Genomic DNA, 14458 nt, shown 5'->3' with positions numbered 1-14458 from the left:
GCAGGAGGCCGAAGCCGAGAGCCTGGCGCGCGCCGTGGCGCAGCCGGGCGACGGCGCCGCGCCCGCGTCCGAGGTCTCCCCCTCCTGGCTGATCGGCCAGCTGCGGATGATGCAGCAGGACATCCTCGAACCCGCGGACCGCCCCGAGACCGGGCTTGAACCGCGCGAGATCGCGGTGCTGAGACTTCTCGCGGACGGATGGGGGACCCCTGAGATCGCCGTCCGGCTGGCCTACTCGGAGCGCACGGTCAAGAACATCATCCACGGCGTGCTGACCCGTCTGCGCCTGCAAAACCGCACGCAGGCGGTCGCATACGCGATGCGCAGCGGGGTGCTCTGACACAGCCAGATCCGGATCGGGTGGCGGAGGCACGGGTCGGTGTCCTAACGGGCACCGGCAAGCCCGCAAACTGCTGAACACCCGCCTGCGCTCCTTAACGTCTAATCCGAGGCCGAATTCGCACCGAGAGCGAGTGACCATGAGCACCGTGATCGTCAAGCGGGCACCGAGGACCGCCGCGCCACCAATGCCGGAAGGGCAGGTGGAGCTGGCCGAGCCGCCGGTGCTCGACGAGCCGGCGCGCGCCGACCTGAGCTCCATGACGGGCATGCTGCCGATGGCCCTGGGCATGGGAACCATGGCCATGATGTTCTCGGTGGCCAACGGCTCGCCGTCCACCTACCTGATGTCCGGGATGATGGGCGCCTCGATGGCCACCATGAGCATCAGCCAGATCGGGCGGGGCAGCGGGGAGCGCAAGCGCCGGCTGCGCGCGGAGCGGCGGGACTACCTGCGCTACCTCTCCCAGCTGCGCACACAGGCCGAGCAGGCCGCCGAAGCCCAGCGGCTCTCGCTGGCGTGGGACAACCCGGACCCGGCCGCCCTGTGGTCGCTGGCGTGCAGCCCGAGGCTGTGGGAGCGGCGTGGCGGACACGACGACTTCGCCCGGGTGCGCATCGGCCTCGGGCGGCGGCGCGCCGCCCTCGAATTCATCCCGCCGCAGACCAAGCCGGTCGAGGACCTCGAGCCGCTGTGCGCGATCTCGCTGCGCCGCTTCGCCCACGCCCACCAGACCGTCTCCGGGCTGCCCGTCACGGTCGGGCTGCGCAACTTCACCAGCGTCGAGTTCGCGGGCGAGGCCGAGCCCGCGACCGCCCTGCTGCGCGCGATGGTCGGCCAGCTGGCCGCCTTCCACTCCCCGGACGAACTGCGCCTGGCGCTGCTCACCGACGACGCCGGCCTGACCGAGTGGGACTGGTTCAAGTGGCTGCCGCACAGCGCCCACCCCCGGCTCGAGGACGAGGCCGGGCCGCTGCGCCTGGTGGCCACCGACCACGAGGAGCTCATCGACCTGCTCGGCCCGGACTTCGCCGACCGCGCGGAGCACGACCCGGCCGCGTTGCCCGGCATCGCAGAGCCCTTCGTCGTGGTCGTGGCGCACCGCACCCGCATCCCCACCTCCTCGCGCATGCTCGGCGGCGGGGTGCGCAACTCCGTGCTTCTGGACGCGACCGGCGCGATGCCCGGCGGTCCGAAGGTGCTGCGCCTTCACGCCGAGCGTGAGAAAGTCCGGTACCCGGTCGGCGAGACGGAGGCCAGCGCCCGGATCGACGCGCTCGGCCGCGGCGGTGCCGATCACCTGGCCCGGCTGATCTCGCCGAAGCGTACCGGCGGCGGCGCGGACCTGGCCGACAAGCCGCTGGAGAGCGACTTCGAGCTGACCACCCTGCTCGGCATCCGCAACCCGCGCACCTTCGACGTGGCCGCCAAGTGGCGCCCGCGGGCCGAGCAGAGCGCCCGGCTGCGCGTCCCGATCGGCGTCACCGAGCAGGGCGAGATCGTCGAGCTGGACGTGAAGGAGTCCGCGCAGGGCGGCATGGGCCCGCACGGCCTGCTGATCGGCGCGACCGGCTCGGGCAAGAGCGAGCTGCTGCGCACCCTGATCGTCGGCCTGGCCGCCACGCACTCCTCGGAGATCCTCAACTTCGTCCTGGTGGACTTCAAGGGCGGCGCGACGTTCATGAACATGGACCGGCTGCCGCACACCTCCGCGGTCATCACCAACCTGGCCGGCGAGCTGGCCCTGGTCGACCGGATGCAGGACTCGATCAACGGCGAGGTGATCCGCCGCCAGGAGCTGCTGCGCGAGAGCGGCCGCTCCTCCCTGTACGACTACGAGAAGGCCCGCGCGGCCGGCGCCCCGCTCAGCCCGCTGCCGACGCTGCTGGTCGTCGTCGACGAGTTCTCCGAACTGCTGGCCAGCAAGCCGGAGTTCATCGAGCTGTTCGTCACCATCGGCCGGGTCGGCCGCAGCCTCGGGGTACACCTGCTGCTGGCCTCCCAGCGCCTCGACGAGGGCCGTATCCACAAGGTCGAGGGCCACCTCTCCTACCGGGTCGCGCTGCGCACCTTCTCCTCGATGGAGTCGCGCAGCGTCATCGGGGTCTCCAGCGCCTACGAACTGCCCTCGACGCCGGGCAACGGTTACCTCAAGGTGGACACCACCAACCTGGTGCGCTTCAAGGCCGCCTACGTCTCAGGGCCCTGTAAAACCCCGGAGGAGACCGGCGCCGGGCAGCTCGAGGAGCGCGGGGGCGAGGCGGCCACCTTCAGCCTGCGCCAGAAGGTCCCGACGTCGGCCGCCGAGCTGGCCTTGGAGCCGCAGGCGGCGCCGTCCATGGAGGCGGCCCGGGAGGAGTCCGGCGACGGCGACAGCCTGCTCGAGGTGCTGGTGGACCGGCTCGCCGACGCCGGGCCGCCCGCGCGCCAGGTCTGGCTGCCGCCGCTGAACGAGGCGCCGAGCCTCGACGAGTTGCTGCCCGGCATCGTGCCCGACCCGCAGCGCGGCATGTACGCGGCCGACTACCCGGGCCTGGGCACCCTGTCCGTCCCGCTGGGCGTCGTCGACCGGCCTTTCGAGCAGTCCCGCGAGCTCCTGCTGGCCGACCTGCGCGGAGCGGGCGGGCACATGGGCCTCGCCGGGGCGCCGCAGTCCGGCAAGTCGACGATGCTGCGCACCCTGATGATCTCCCTCGCGCTGACCCACTCCCCGCGCGACGTCCAGTTCTACATCCTGGACTTCGGCGGCGCCCTGGCGTCGGTGGCCGGCATGCCGCACGTCGGCTCGACCGCGACCCGGCTGGACCGGGACCGGGTGCTGCGCACCGTCGAGGAGATCTCCCAGCTGGTCGAGCAGCGCGAGGCGCGCTTCGCCGAGCTGGGGCTGGAGTCGATGGCCGCCTACCGGGCCGCCCGCGCCCGCGGCGAGATCCAGGACCCCTACGGCGACGTGTTCCTCGTCATCGACGGATGGGCCACGCTGCGCCAGGACTTCGAGGAGCTGGAGAACCGGATCGGCGAGATCGCCGCCCGCGGCCTGTCCTTCGGGGTGCACCTGGTGGCCGCCGCGGTCCGCTGGTCGGAGTTCCGCCCGCGCCACCGGGACCTGTTCGGCACGAAGTTCGAGCTGCGGCTCGGCGACCCGATGGAGTCTGAGGTCAAGCCGAACGCGGCGAAGACCGTGCCGGCGGTGCCGGGCCGCGGGCTCACCAAGGGGGCCCACCACTTCCTGACCGCGCTGCCCAGGCTGGACGGCGGCACCACCGTCGACGACCTGACCGCCGCGACGAAGGCCGCGGCCGCGGAGATCGACATCTTCTGGACCGGCCCGCGCGCGCCCGAAGTGCGGATGCTGCCGACCCGGCTGCCCGCCGGACGGCTGCCGCGCGGCGAGGGCGCCCGGATCTGCCTGGGCCTCGACGAGAAGCGGCTGGCCCCGGTCTGGCACGACTTCGCGCACCTGCCGCACCTGATGGTGTTCGGCGACAGCGAGACCGGCAAGACCAACGCGCTGCGGCTGATCGCCCAGGACATCGTGTCCCGCTATCAGCCCGCCCAGGCCCGCATCGTGCTCGGCGACCCGAGCCGCGCGCTGGTCGAGGACGTCCCGCCGGAGTACCGCGTCGGCTACGCGGTGGACACCGACGCGCTGGGGAACCTCGCGGGCAACGCGGCGGTGTCCATGAGCGCCCGCCTGCCCGGCGCCGACCTCACGCCGGAGCGGCTGGCCAAGCGCGACTGGTGGACCGGCCCCGAGCTGTTCGTGCTCGTCGACGACTACGACCTCTTCGTCAGCGGCAACGGGGCCGGCGGGCCGATGGTGCCGCTGGTGCGCCTGCTGGCCGCCAGCCCGCACATCGGCCTGCACCTCGTCGTCGCGCGCAGCACCTCGGGCGCGATGCGCTCGATGATGGACCCGGTCATCCGCCGGCTCTGGGAGCTGGGCGCCCCGGCCCTGCTGCTCTCCTACCCGAAGGAGGAGGGCAAGTTCCTCGGCGAGGCCAAGCCGCGCACGCTGCCGCCCGGACGGGCCCAGCTGGTGACCCGCCGCGACATCAAACTCGTCCAACTCGGCCTGGCCGGCGCCGATGACTAGGACGCGCACAGCAGACAACGCAAAGCCCGCAGTCGCGCAGTGCGCCCGCAGGCCCCGCACCCGACAAGGATCAGGAGGAATGCCATGACCGCCCGGACCGCCACGCCACGGCTCGCATCCGGCGTCGGCCTCGAGGTCTGCCGGTTGACCGTCCGCAGCGCCGAGCGCACCTGCGACCTCGCGCTACCGGTCTCGGCCGCCGTGGGGGAGGTGCTGCCGCTGATCGTGCCCGAGCCGGAACCGGACGAGTCCAAGGCCGGATACGTGCTCCAGCGCCTGGGCGGCCCGCCGCTCGACCCCGGCGCCACCCCGGAAAGCCTCGGCCTGCGCGACGGCGAGGTGCTGTACGTCAATCCGATGTCCGACGTGCTGCCAGAGGCCGAATTCGACGACGTGTCCGTCGGGGTCGCCCAGGCCGTGGCCGCGCGGTCGGACCAGTGGCGGCCCGAGTTCACCGGCCCGCTGATGCTCGGCGCGGCCGGAGTCGCCGTGACCGCCTTCTGCATCGTCGCCGTTCACTCCCGGGCGCACTGGCTGGCGGCGTTCTCGCTCGTGCTGGCCGCCGTCTGCTTGACGGTGTGGGCGGCGCTGGCCCCCCGGCTGCACGCCGACCGGGTCGCCGTCGTGGTCAGCGGCCTCGCGGCGTGCGCGGTCGGCGGCATCGCCGGACTGTCCGCCCGGCACGCCCCCGGCGGCCTGTTCACGCTCGATCACAAAGCCCTGGTGGCACTCGGCCTGGGCGCCGTCCTGCCTGCGCTCATCCTGTGCGTCGCGCGATTGCCGCTGTCGGTCTTCGGCACACTGGTCGGCTGCGGCGTGACCGCCGCGGTGGGCGCGGGACTGGCCGGCGCCCTGCACTGGGACGCGACCAGGACCGCGACGCTGCTCGCCGTCGTCTTCTTCGCCACCGGGCAGCTGAATCTGCGCATCGTCCTGCGCGCGACCCGCCTCTGGGTGCCGCAGCTGCCGCGCTCGACCCAAGAGCTCCAGCAGGACATCGAGCCGGAGGCGCAGGCCGTCATCGCCCAGCGGACCGAGCGCGCCGTCGGCATGCTCAACAGCCTGTTTCTCACCGCGGCCGTGCTGAACGCGGTCACCTGCGCCCTGCTCGCGCGCCAGCCAGGCTGGATCGGATGGACGCTCGGCGGCGTGCTGTGCGCCGTGGTGCTGCTGCGTGCCAGGGCGCTGACAGGGGCCTGGCAGCGCGTCGCGCTGGCACTGTCCGGGGCGACCGGGTTGGCCTTCCTCGTCGTGACGCGGTCCGCCGCGGCCGGCCCGGGACCGCGTGCCCTGTTGTTGCTCGGCCTGCTGCTGGTGGTCGCCGGACTGGTCGCGGTCTCGCAGCGGCTGCCGCGCCGACGTCTGCTGCCGGTCTGGGGCGTTGTCGCGGACCTGCTCGAGACCTGGACCGCGATCGCCCTGGTGCCGCTGCTGCTCCAGTTGCTGCACGTGTACGCGCACCTGCGCGGCCTGATCGGCTAAGGGGGGACCGTCATGCAGAGCCGTCGAGACCATCTCCACGCATATCAGTTCTCGGTCGGACGCCTCGTGCGCGCCGTCGCGGTGGGCGACACCGGGAGCGCGGAGTCGCCGTTCCGCCGCGCGAGCCTCGGCGTCATCGCCGGAGTGGTGCTCGCGGCCCTGCTCGGCGGCGGGAGCTTCGTCTACGGGCTGATCTCGCCCAAGGCCAGCACGGCCTGGCGCGCCTCCGGTTCCCTCATCGTCGAGAAGGAGACCGGAACCCGCTTCCTGATGCTCAACGGGCAGCTGCGGCCGACGCTCAACTTCGCGTCCGCCCTGCTCGTCGCCGGGCAGAAGGCCGCCCCCCAGTTCGTCTCCCGGGCCGATCTCGCCGGCGTCCCGGTCGGAAAGCCGATCGGCATCCCGGGCGCACCGGACGAGCTGCCGACGCCGTCGGCGCTCGCCCCCGGCACCTGGTCGATCTGCCTGCACTTCGACGGCACGCCCATCCTCGACCTGGCGCCCGGCGCGCAAACCGGGCGCTCGCTCAACGGCAACCGGATCCTGGTCGTCTCGACCGACCCCGTGCAGCCGGCCGAGTACGTGGTGTTCAACGCGGTGAAGTATCCGGTGCCCGAGCCGGGCGTCCTGACTGCCCTGGGACTCGGCGACCAACAGCCGGTGCAGGCCGCGCCCGAATGGCTGGACGCGCTGCGCACCGGTGAGCCGGTGACCGCGCCCGCGATCCCGGGCGCGGGCAAGGTGGGCGGCCTGGTCGGAGGTGCCACGGCCCGCGTCGGCACGCTGTTCGCGTCGGATGCCGGCGATGCGACCCAGTACTACGTCCTGCTCTCGGACGGGCTCGCTCCGATCACCCACACCGAGGCCGCGCTGTTCCAGGTCGCCGGGGCGGCCTCGCCCCTGGTGGAGAGTCCGGCGACGATCGCGGCGGCGCCTCAGTCGGCGGACCGTTCGCTGTTGGACCGGCTGCCGGACCTGCTCGACGGGCCCGTGTTCGGCGGCGCACCGTGCGTCGTGCAGAGCTCACCGGGCAAGGTGACGCAGACGAGCGTGGTCGTCAACCCGGACTCACAGGCGCAATCCGAGCCGGCGGTCGTCGTGCCGCCGGAGGGCGGGATGCTCGTGCAGCAGCCCGGCGGAACCCAGCTTGCCCCGGCCCCTGAGTTCCTGATCACCGACACCGGAAAGAAGTACCTGATCTCCGGCGGCGACGCGCTCAACGCGCTCGGCTACGGCAGCGCGACGGCGAACGTCATGCCGCTCGACGTGCTTGCTCTGCTTCCCAACGGACCCGCGCTCGACGTCACCGCGGCGCGAGGGGGGACCACGACATGACCGGCCGGCTGACCCGGGTGCAGGTTCGCCGCGCGCCGCTGCGGATGCGGCGGATCGGCAGCGCACTGCTCGTCTACTCCGAGAGCGGCGAGGATTCCCGAGCGCTGAAGTCCGTCGAGCGCCTCGCCGTCTGGCCGGGGCACACGGCCGTCTGCCTCGACGTGCCGGCCGACACCGCGCCGAAGGAGTTCGACCGCGTCGCCGACGCGCTCGCCGCGCTTCCCGACACGCCCGTCCTGGTGCCGACCCGAGCCGAGTCGGGGTCGACCGTGGAGATCGGCGCGTGGTTGGCGCAGCGATGCGGGCGGACCGTGCTGGCCTATGAGGGGAACCCGTGGGTGGCGGCCGGCGGTTGCCTGTTCCTGCCGCCGGAAACCGGGGCCGGCTGGGTGCGCATGGATCCGGACCGGACGCCCGCACCGTACTCGCGGCGTTTCCCGAAGCCGTGGTGGGAGTGCGCCGCGGTCTCGGAGTCGGCCGAGCTCGGCGAGGGCTACGTGGTGGAGCCGATTCCCGCCGGGGTGTGGATCCACGCGGGCGGCTATCCCGAGACCGTGACGCGGCATCGCAGTCTGCTGATCGGCCTGCCGCCGGACCCGCGGTTCCCCGTGGTCGTGGCCGGGTTCCCCGGCTCCGAGCCGGTCGCCGTCGCACGGCTCGCCAGGTTCTGGCGGTCCGCGCCGCAGGAACTGCTCCCGGCGATGCGGCTTGCCCGGTTCGGGCCGACCGACGTGCCGGCCGAACGATTCGGACAGGCCCTCGCCGACGCCGCGGACGCTCCGGTCGTCGTGGGCGCGGGCGTGCGCGCAGTACTCCCGGACGGCCGGGGCGGATACGGGGTGTGGACGCTGCTGCCTGATGGGCCGATGTCGTGGACTCCGTATGTGCGGGACTTCGGGTACGTGCCGAGCCGATGGACGCCCGGAGTCTCGACGGACCCGACGCCGATCGACCATCGTGCGCCGATCGAGGGACTGACCGAGCAGGGGCAGGGCGCCTACTGGTACGGCGGGGACACGGTTCTCGAGGTGACGCAGAGCGGCCTGTGGCTGCGTCCCGCGGGGGAGCGGCACGACCGTGCCGCGATCAGGTCGGCGCCGCCGGAGCCGGGCCGGGCGAAGATCTTCGTCGACCTGGCAGACCCGGGCTCGCCGGCGGGCCGGCGCATGCAGGCCATGGCCCGCGAGCTGATCCAGGCGCTGGAGCCGCGGACCCGCGCGGTGGCCCGGCTCATGTTCGTCGGCGCGTCCGGGGTGTTCAGCGAGCCCGAGCCTGAAGCAGCGCCGGGTCCTGAACTCGAACTCCACACGCGCGCGCCTGTAGTCCAGGCAGCCGCCGTCGTCGGGCCAGTGCCCGACGCGGAGCCCACGCTCGAGATCGCGCCGGCGCTCGTGGCCGAGCCCACGGTCGAATTCGCGCCCGAACCGGAATCCGTGCTCGAACCCGCGCCGCTGATCGAACCCGAACCGCCGGCCGAGCCTTCGCCCGAAGCGGAGCCGGCACCCCTCGCGGAGCCCGAGCCCGAGGCCGAACCCGTCTCTCTGTCCGCACTCCAGCTCGTCTCCTCGCCCACCGCGGGATTCGACATTCCGGAGAGCCGCGCCTTCGCGGCCCCCACCGCGCCCGCACCGGAGCGTGCACCCGAGCCGACATTCGAGCCCGTCGCAGGGCCCGAACCCGAGCGCGCGCCCGAGCCTCCCGCTCCCGAGCCGGTCCGTCCGCCCGTTCCCGCCAAGGCCGCGGCCGGGCCGAGGGTCCAGCCGGTCCCGTCCGCTCAGGCTGCTGCGATGCCCCCGGCGGCCGGGATCGGCGAGGAGCGCGTCTGGCTGCGGCGCAACCTGAGCAAGCAGTACGACGCCACCGCGAGTTCCGTCTCGCGTGTGCTGTCCAAGTACCCGGGCCTGCGCGCGGGCGGTGGCAACTCGGACGCGCTGACCGACCTCGTCGCGGTGAGCCTCTATCTGGACGGCAAGACCCGGGAACTGGACGACGCGGTGCGCGCCGGGAAGGTCGGCCCGCATGTCCCGCTCGCCCGCTGCGTCGCCTCCGGGTTGCGCCGTCTGCCCTCCTTCCGCGGTGTGGCCAGGCTGCGCGCCGAGCTCGACGAGTCGCAGTGGCGCTGGTACGGCGGGCGCGAGCTGGTCACCGAGTGGTCGTTCTGCCCGGTGCTCACCTCCGGCCGGGTCAAGCTGCCCGGCGACGTCGACGTCCTGATCTGGTCCATGACCGCGCGGCGCACGACCCTGGTCGACCCGTCGCTGCCCGAGCAGGCGGTGTTCCTGCCCGGCACCAACTTCAAGAGGCTGCGCACCGGCGGCGCCGGCCGCGAGATCTATCTGCGCGAGCTGGCCCACACGGAGGTGGCCGCCGACGGCACGGTGAACTCCCGCGAGCCGCTCGACGAGCTCGCGCTCACCGCGCTCGAGACCGCCGCCGAGGCCTGGCGGCTCGACGGCCCGACCGTCGACCTCGACGCAGGGCTCGAGGACAGGTTCAGCAGCCCGCCGGGGCTTATCGGCCATGCGCTGTCCGCGCGGGCCGGCCGCGCGGCGCCGGTCGGCGCGCAGTCATCGGGAGCCACGCACCAGGGGGAGGCGGCGTAAATGCGGCAGATTCTGCAGGTCGACCCCGGGCACTCGGGCGCGCACCGGACGATCAGCGAAGCGCTGCGCGAAGCCGCGGACGGTGCGGTGATCACGATCGCCGCCGGCCGTTACGAGGAACGGCTGGTCATCGACCGGGTCGTGACGCTCGTGCCGGATCAGGAGCCCGGCAGCGTGCACGTGCACTGCGGCACCGGCGGCACGGTCGCGGTCGCCGCCGACGGCGTGCGCTTGTCCGGCCTCGTACTCACCGGCTCGGACGAGCGCGCCTGCGTGGTCGAGGTGCGCCGCGGCGAGCTGGCACTGGACGGCTGCACGATCTCCGGATCCGCCTGGGCCGCGCTCTTCGCCAACGGCGGCGGGACGCTGGCCGTGCGGGACTGCCGGATCGGCAACACGGTGGGCGCCGGGGTCGTCGTCACCTCGCCCGGCGGCAACGCCGTAGAGACCTCCACGATCGCCGACTCCGCCTCGTCGGCGATCGTGGTGGCCGAGGGCGGGCGGCTGCTCGTCCGCGGCTGCACGATCGAGCGGACGGGCGGCAACGGCGTCTGCGTCAACGGCACCGCCCACGCCGACATCGAGGACTGTGTCCTGGTCGAGTGCGCCAAGCCGGCGCTGGCGGTCGAACAGCAGGCCGGGGCGCGGATCGTGGCCACCCGGGTGTCGGCGAGCGGCTCGCACGACGCCTACCTGACCTCCCGCGGCTCCGTCGAGCTGACGGACTGTGAGTTCGTGGATTCCGCCGCGCAGTCGGTCCACATCGCCAACGGCTCGGCCCCGGTGCTGTCCGGCTGCGCCATGGCGGGGGCGGCGAAGAACGGCCTGTACGTCACGGGCAACTCGCGGCCGACGTTCGAGCGGTGCTCGGTCGCCGACAGCCCGCTCGGGATCGTCGTGGACGGCGGCAGCACGCCGGCCTTCGCCGAGATGGCGGTGCACGGTTCCGCGCACACGGCGGTGCGCATCGTCGGCGGTGCCGACGCGCAGTTCGAGTCGCTGACCGTGGACGGGCCGGGCGCTGGCGTCGTGGCGACCGGCGCCAGCTCGATCGTGGTGCGCGGCGGCGAGGTGTCGGCCGGGCGCGGACCCGCTGTGGAGTTGAGCGAGGCGGGCAGCGGCACGTTCGGCCGGGTCAGCTTTACCGCGGATCAGGGCGTCGGGGTGCAACTCGGCCCCGGCACCCGGGCCGAGCTCGAATCCTGCACGCTGACCGGCTGCGGGACGGTCGTCGACCTGGACGCGGAACTGGTCCTGCGGGACACCGAGGTGCCCGACGACCCGGCCGACGGCCCGCAGCCCGGTGCGCCCAGTGCCCGGCCGGCCAAGCGACGGGCCCGCGGCGGCGGGGAAAGTGCGGACAGACGTGACAGCGGCGAGAGCAGGGACAGCTGGGACGGCGGACGCGAGGACGTTGGCGGCGGTGGCGGTGGTAGGAGCGGTGCGGCGCATCCGGGCACCGGGCCGCTGGCGGAACTCGACGCCTTGGTCGGGCTGGCCAGCGTCAAGGCCGAAGTCACCGGCCTGATCAACCTCAACCAGATGGCGCAGCGGCGCGAGCAGATGGGACTGCCGATGCCGCCGATGAGCCGCCACCTGGTGTTCGCCGGCCCGCCGGGGACCGGGAAGACCACCGTGGCCCGGCTCTACGGCGCGGTCCTGGCCGAGCTCGGCGTGCTGTCCCGCGGCCACATGATCGAGGTCGCTCGCGCCGACCTGGTCGCCCAGATCATCGGCGGCACCGCGATCAAGACCACCGAGGTGGTCACCAGGGCCCTCGGCGGCGTGCTTTTCATCGACGAGGCGTACACGCTCACCAACCAGTCCAAGGGCACCGGTCCCGACTTCGGCCGGGAGGCCGTCGAGACCCTCATGAAGCTGATGGAGGACCACCGCAACGAACTGGTCGTGATCGCGGCGGGCTACTCCGAGCACATGGAGCAGTTCCTCTCCTCGAACCCCGGGATGGCCTCGCGCTTCTCCCGCACGATCGAGTTCCCGAACTACAGCGTCGACGAGCTGGTCACCATCGTGGGCGGGATGTGCTCCGCGCACCGCTACGAGCTGCCCGAGGAGACCCTCAACGCTCTGACGGACTACTTCGAGCGCGTGCCGAAGGGGCCGACGTTCGGCAACGGCCGCGTCGCCCGCAAGGTGTTCGAGGAGATGGTCAACCGGCAGGCCTCGCGCCTGGCCACCCAGCCCGACGCCGAAGAGGCGGAGCTGAGCCGCTTCATGCCGCAGGACGTGGACCCGCCCTCCTCCGCGGCGGCCGCTCCGGCGGCGCGTGGCCCTGGCCGCGCGGCGGACACGGCCGGGGCGCGCCGGCTCGCCGCGCTCACCGGGCTCGACCCGGTGCGCGACGCGCTGCGCCAGCGCCTCGCCGGGCTGGCCAAGCTGCGGCGGGAGGGACAGCCCACGGCCGGTCTGGCGAATCTCGTCTTCGAGGGCTGGGACGGAGCGGGGCGCGGCGCCGTCGCCGCCGTCTACGCGCAATGCCTCGCCGAGGACGGCCTGATCGCCTCCGGAGCGCTGAGCACCGTGAGCCTCAGCGAGTTCCCCGTGCTGGCCCCCACTCAGGCACAGGCCTTCGCCCAGCGACTGTTCGAAGACAGCGCCGGGGGCGTGCTCCTCCTGCGTCTGGACGAAGTGTTCTTCAAACGCACGCTACAACAGCGGGTGGGCGTGCTCGAGGCGCTGCGCCAGACCGTAGGGCGACATCCCGCCGTAGTCCTGCTGCTGACCGGGGAGTCGCCGCGGATCGCGCAGATCCTGCGCGAGCGGCCCGATGTGGCCGGCTGTTTCGCCGACGCGCTGACCTTCCCCGAGTACGGCGCGCCGCACCTGGCGCAGTTGGCCGCCCGGTACCTCACGGCGCGCGGTTTCGAACTCGGCCAAGCCGTGTTCGACCGGATGACCGCGCTCTTCAGCGGCGCACCGCCGCAGACAGGTGCTCGCGACGCGCACCGCCTGGCCGAGCGGCTGGCCGCGGCGGCGCGGTCCACGGTCATCAGTCCGGACGACGTCGCGGCGTCCGCGCCGCCCGATCCGCTCCCCGCCGAAGCCGGCACGAACCACGTCGGCGAGAGAGCCGGGGAGCTGGTGCACCAATGAGAATGATCGATGCCATACATAGCTGTCCTGATGCACTGGAACTGGCGACTTGGACGCCGATCGCGCCGTCGCGCCACCGCGTGGGTGTGACCCTGGGGGCAGCGGTGGGTGTCGCGCCGGGCAACAGAAGCTCCGTGGGCGGCTCAGCAGCCTGATCCGCGGTCAACATGGAGACGAAGGCGCTTTCCACCGTGGAGGGCGCCCCGACCGAACGCAGGAAGGAGGGTCTCCCCCATGGCTGGAGAGACCTCAGTCAGCGTACAAGGAATGGTCGCCGCCCAGGGACACTTCCAGAACGCCCTGGACCAGACCAACACCGCCTACAGCAACATGACCGAGCAGCAGTCCACGCTGATGTCCAACTGGAGCGGCGAGGCCGCGTCCGCTTTCGGCCAGGCGCTGACCGCGTACCTCGAGGACCTCCAGACGGTCCGCACGCAGCTGTCCTCGATCACCGAGACGCTGTCGTCGAACACCGGGGTCTACAGCAACACCAACGAGGGCTCGACGCAGATGGCGGCGTCGTTCGCCAACGGCCTGCCGGGTCTCAACGGTATCTGACGGCGACCGGACAACCTCGCGAGAATCAGGAGCTTTCGATGGCTACATACACCGTCAACATGAGCAACGTCCAGGCCGTGGCCGAGGAGATGGGCGCGATCGCGCGCTACATCCAGGGCCTGCTGGAGGACCTGGACAACGGCGCGCTGCAGAGCCTGTCCGAGTGGACGAGCAGCGCGCGCGACGCCTACAACACGGCGAAGGCCAAGTGGGACGCCGCGGCGGCCCAGATGGTCGTCCAGGCGAACAACGCGCAGAACTCGCTCTCCCAGATCAACGACGCCTACGCCAACGCGGAGTACCAGGGTCTCGGGCTCTGGGGGCAGTAAATGGGCTTCGACTTTCAGCCGCCCGATCCGCCGCCGCCCCCCGAGTGGTCGCAGCCGACGAACGATCCGAATCTGCCGGCGGGCCACAGCGTCCCGAACGGCGGCGGCCCGACGGCGCCGACGCAGGTGGACACCAACACCCTGGACGCGTTCGCCAAGTACATGGGCGACCTGGTCCCGTTCCTCAACAATCTGATACCCGACCTGAACCTGGTGAACGTGCAGCCTGGTGCGTTCTACCACGCCGACCAGATCAGGACGGTCATCAACGGTCTGAACGGCGACGCCGGGCTCAAGTCCCGGTTCCAGCAGGTCATCTCGGACCTGGTGCAGGCACTGACCGACATCCAGACCGCGATGACCGAGATGAGCAGCAAGTACAAGAGCACCGAAGATCTCAACAACATGTCGTCCGACGACCTGACGAAGGAGTTCCAGTCGGTTCAGTCGGACTTCAGCACCCTGATGAGCGACGCAGGGAACCCGGGCTCGAAGTCGGGCTCGGGTGCCTGACGACACCGCGAAAGGGTGCCCGGGCACGCGTCCGGGCACCCGGCGGGTCGACCTTTAGACGGAAAGAGAGCGCGGGAGGCGCATC

The 14458-nt window shown here is 72.4% G+C and carries 8 protein-coding genes and 1 pseudogene; all 9 read left to right on the top strand.

What is annotated here, in order from left to right; genetic code table 11:
- The coding region (locus tag VGZ32_RS10445; protein ID WP_326885720.1) for a response regulator transcription factor at positions 1-340 on the top strand (340 nt) is incomplete at its 5' end.
- A 139-nt stretch (positions 341-479) separates the two neighbouring features.
- Positions 480-4436, top strand: coding sequence for a type VII secretion protein EccCa (gene eccCa, locus VGZ32_RS10440; protein WP_326885719.1), 3957 nt, complete (start codon positions 480-482; stop codon positions 4434-4436).
- Between the two features lie 84 nt (positions 4437-4520).
- Entirely contained in the window at positions 4521-5918 is a 1398-nt protein-coding gene (gene eccD, locus VGZ32_RS10435; protein ID WP_326885717.1) for a type VII secretion integral membrane protein EccD, read from the top strand.
- A gap of 12 nt (positions 5919-5930) precedes the next feature.
- Positions 5931-7253 (top strand): type VII secretion protein EccB, encoded by a 1323-nt coding sequence (eccB, locus tag VGZ32_RS10430; RefSeq protein WP_326885716.1) that lies wholly within the window; start codon positions 5931-5933, stop codon positions 7251-7253.
- Entirely contained in the window at positions 7250-9856 is a 2607-nt protein-coding gene (locus tag VGZ32_RS10425; protein ID WP_326885715.1) for a hypothetical protein, read from the top strand. The genes eccB and VGZ32_RS10425 overlap by 4 nt, the downstream gene beginning before the upstream one ends.
- Before the next feature lie 309 nt (positions 9857-10165).
- Positions 10166-12970, top strand: a pseudogene (locus VGZ32_RS10420) (right-handed parallel beta-helix repeat-containing protein); the annotation flags it as partial.
- Between the two features lie 234 nt (positions 12971-13204).
- The gene (locus VGZ32_RS10415) at positions 13205-13531 is read left to right on the top strand and encodes a WXG100 family type VII secretion target (protein WP_326885713.1); all 327 of its coding nucleotides are present in this window, start codon (positions 13205-13207) and stop codon (positions 13529-13531) included.
- Between the two features lie 38 nt (positions 13532-13569).
- Complete coding sequence (locus VGZ32_RS10410) at positions 13570-13860, top strand: WXG100 family type VII secretion target (protein WP_326885712.1); 291 nt, start codon at positions 13570-13572, stop codon at positions 13858-13860.
- Positions 13861-14373: a hypothetical protein gene (locus VGZ32_RS10405; RefSeq protein WP_326885711.1), complete on the top strand. Its 513-nt coding sequence runs from the start codon at positions 13861-13863 to the stop codon at positions 14371-14373. It abuts the gene before it with no gap.
- The last annotated feature ends 85 nt before the right edge of the window (positions 14374-14458 follow it).

It is taken from the genome of Actinocrinis sp. (assembly GCF_035938995.1).
Taxonomy (GTDB): Bacteria; Actinomycetota; Actinomycetes; order Streptomycetales; family Catenulisporaceae; genus DASZGI01.
The sequence above is the reverse complement of the archived record's forward strand: the minus strand, read 5'-3'. Positions and strand labels throughout refer to the sequence as shown.

Bases quoted from the DNA above. Each gene is read 5' to 3' on its own strand.
- eccCa (WP_326885719.1), top strand. From the start codon at position 480: ATGAGCACCGTGATCGTCAAGCGGGCACCGAGGACCGCCGCGCCACCA.
- eccD (WP_326885717.1), top strand. From the start codon at position 4,521: ATGACCGCCCGGACCGCCACGCCACGGCTCGCATCCGGCGTCGGCCTC.
- eccB (WP_326885716.1), top strand. From the start codon at position 5,931: ATGCAGAGCCGTCGAGACCATCTCCACGCATATCAGTTCTCGGTCGGA.
- VGZ32_RS10425 (WP_326885715.1), top strand. From the start codon at position 7,250: ATGACCGGCCGGCTGACCCGGGTGCAGGTTCGCCGCGCGCCGCTGCGG.
- VGZ32_RS10415 (WP_326885713.1), top strand. From the start codon at position 13,205: ATGGCTGGAGAGACCTCAGTCAGCGTACAAGGAATGGTCGCCGCCCAG.
- VGZ32_RS10410 (WP_326885712.1), top strand. From the start codon at position 13,570: ATGGCTACATACACCGTCAACATGAGCAACGTCCAGGCCGTGGCCGAG.
- VGZ32_RS10405 (WP_326885711.1), top strand. From the start codon at position 13,861: ATGGGCTTCGACTTTCAGCCGCCCGATCCGCCGCCGCCCCCCGAGTGG.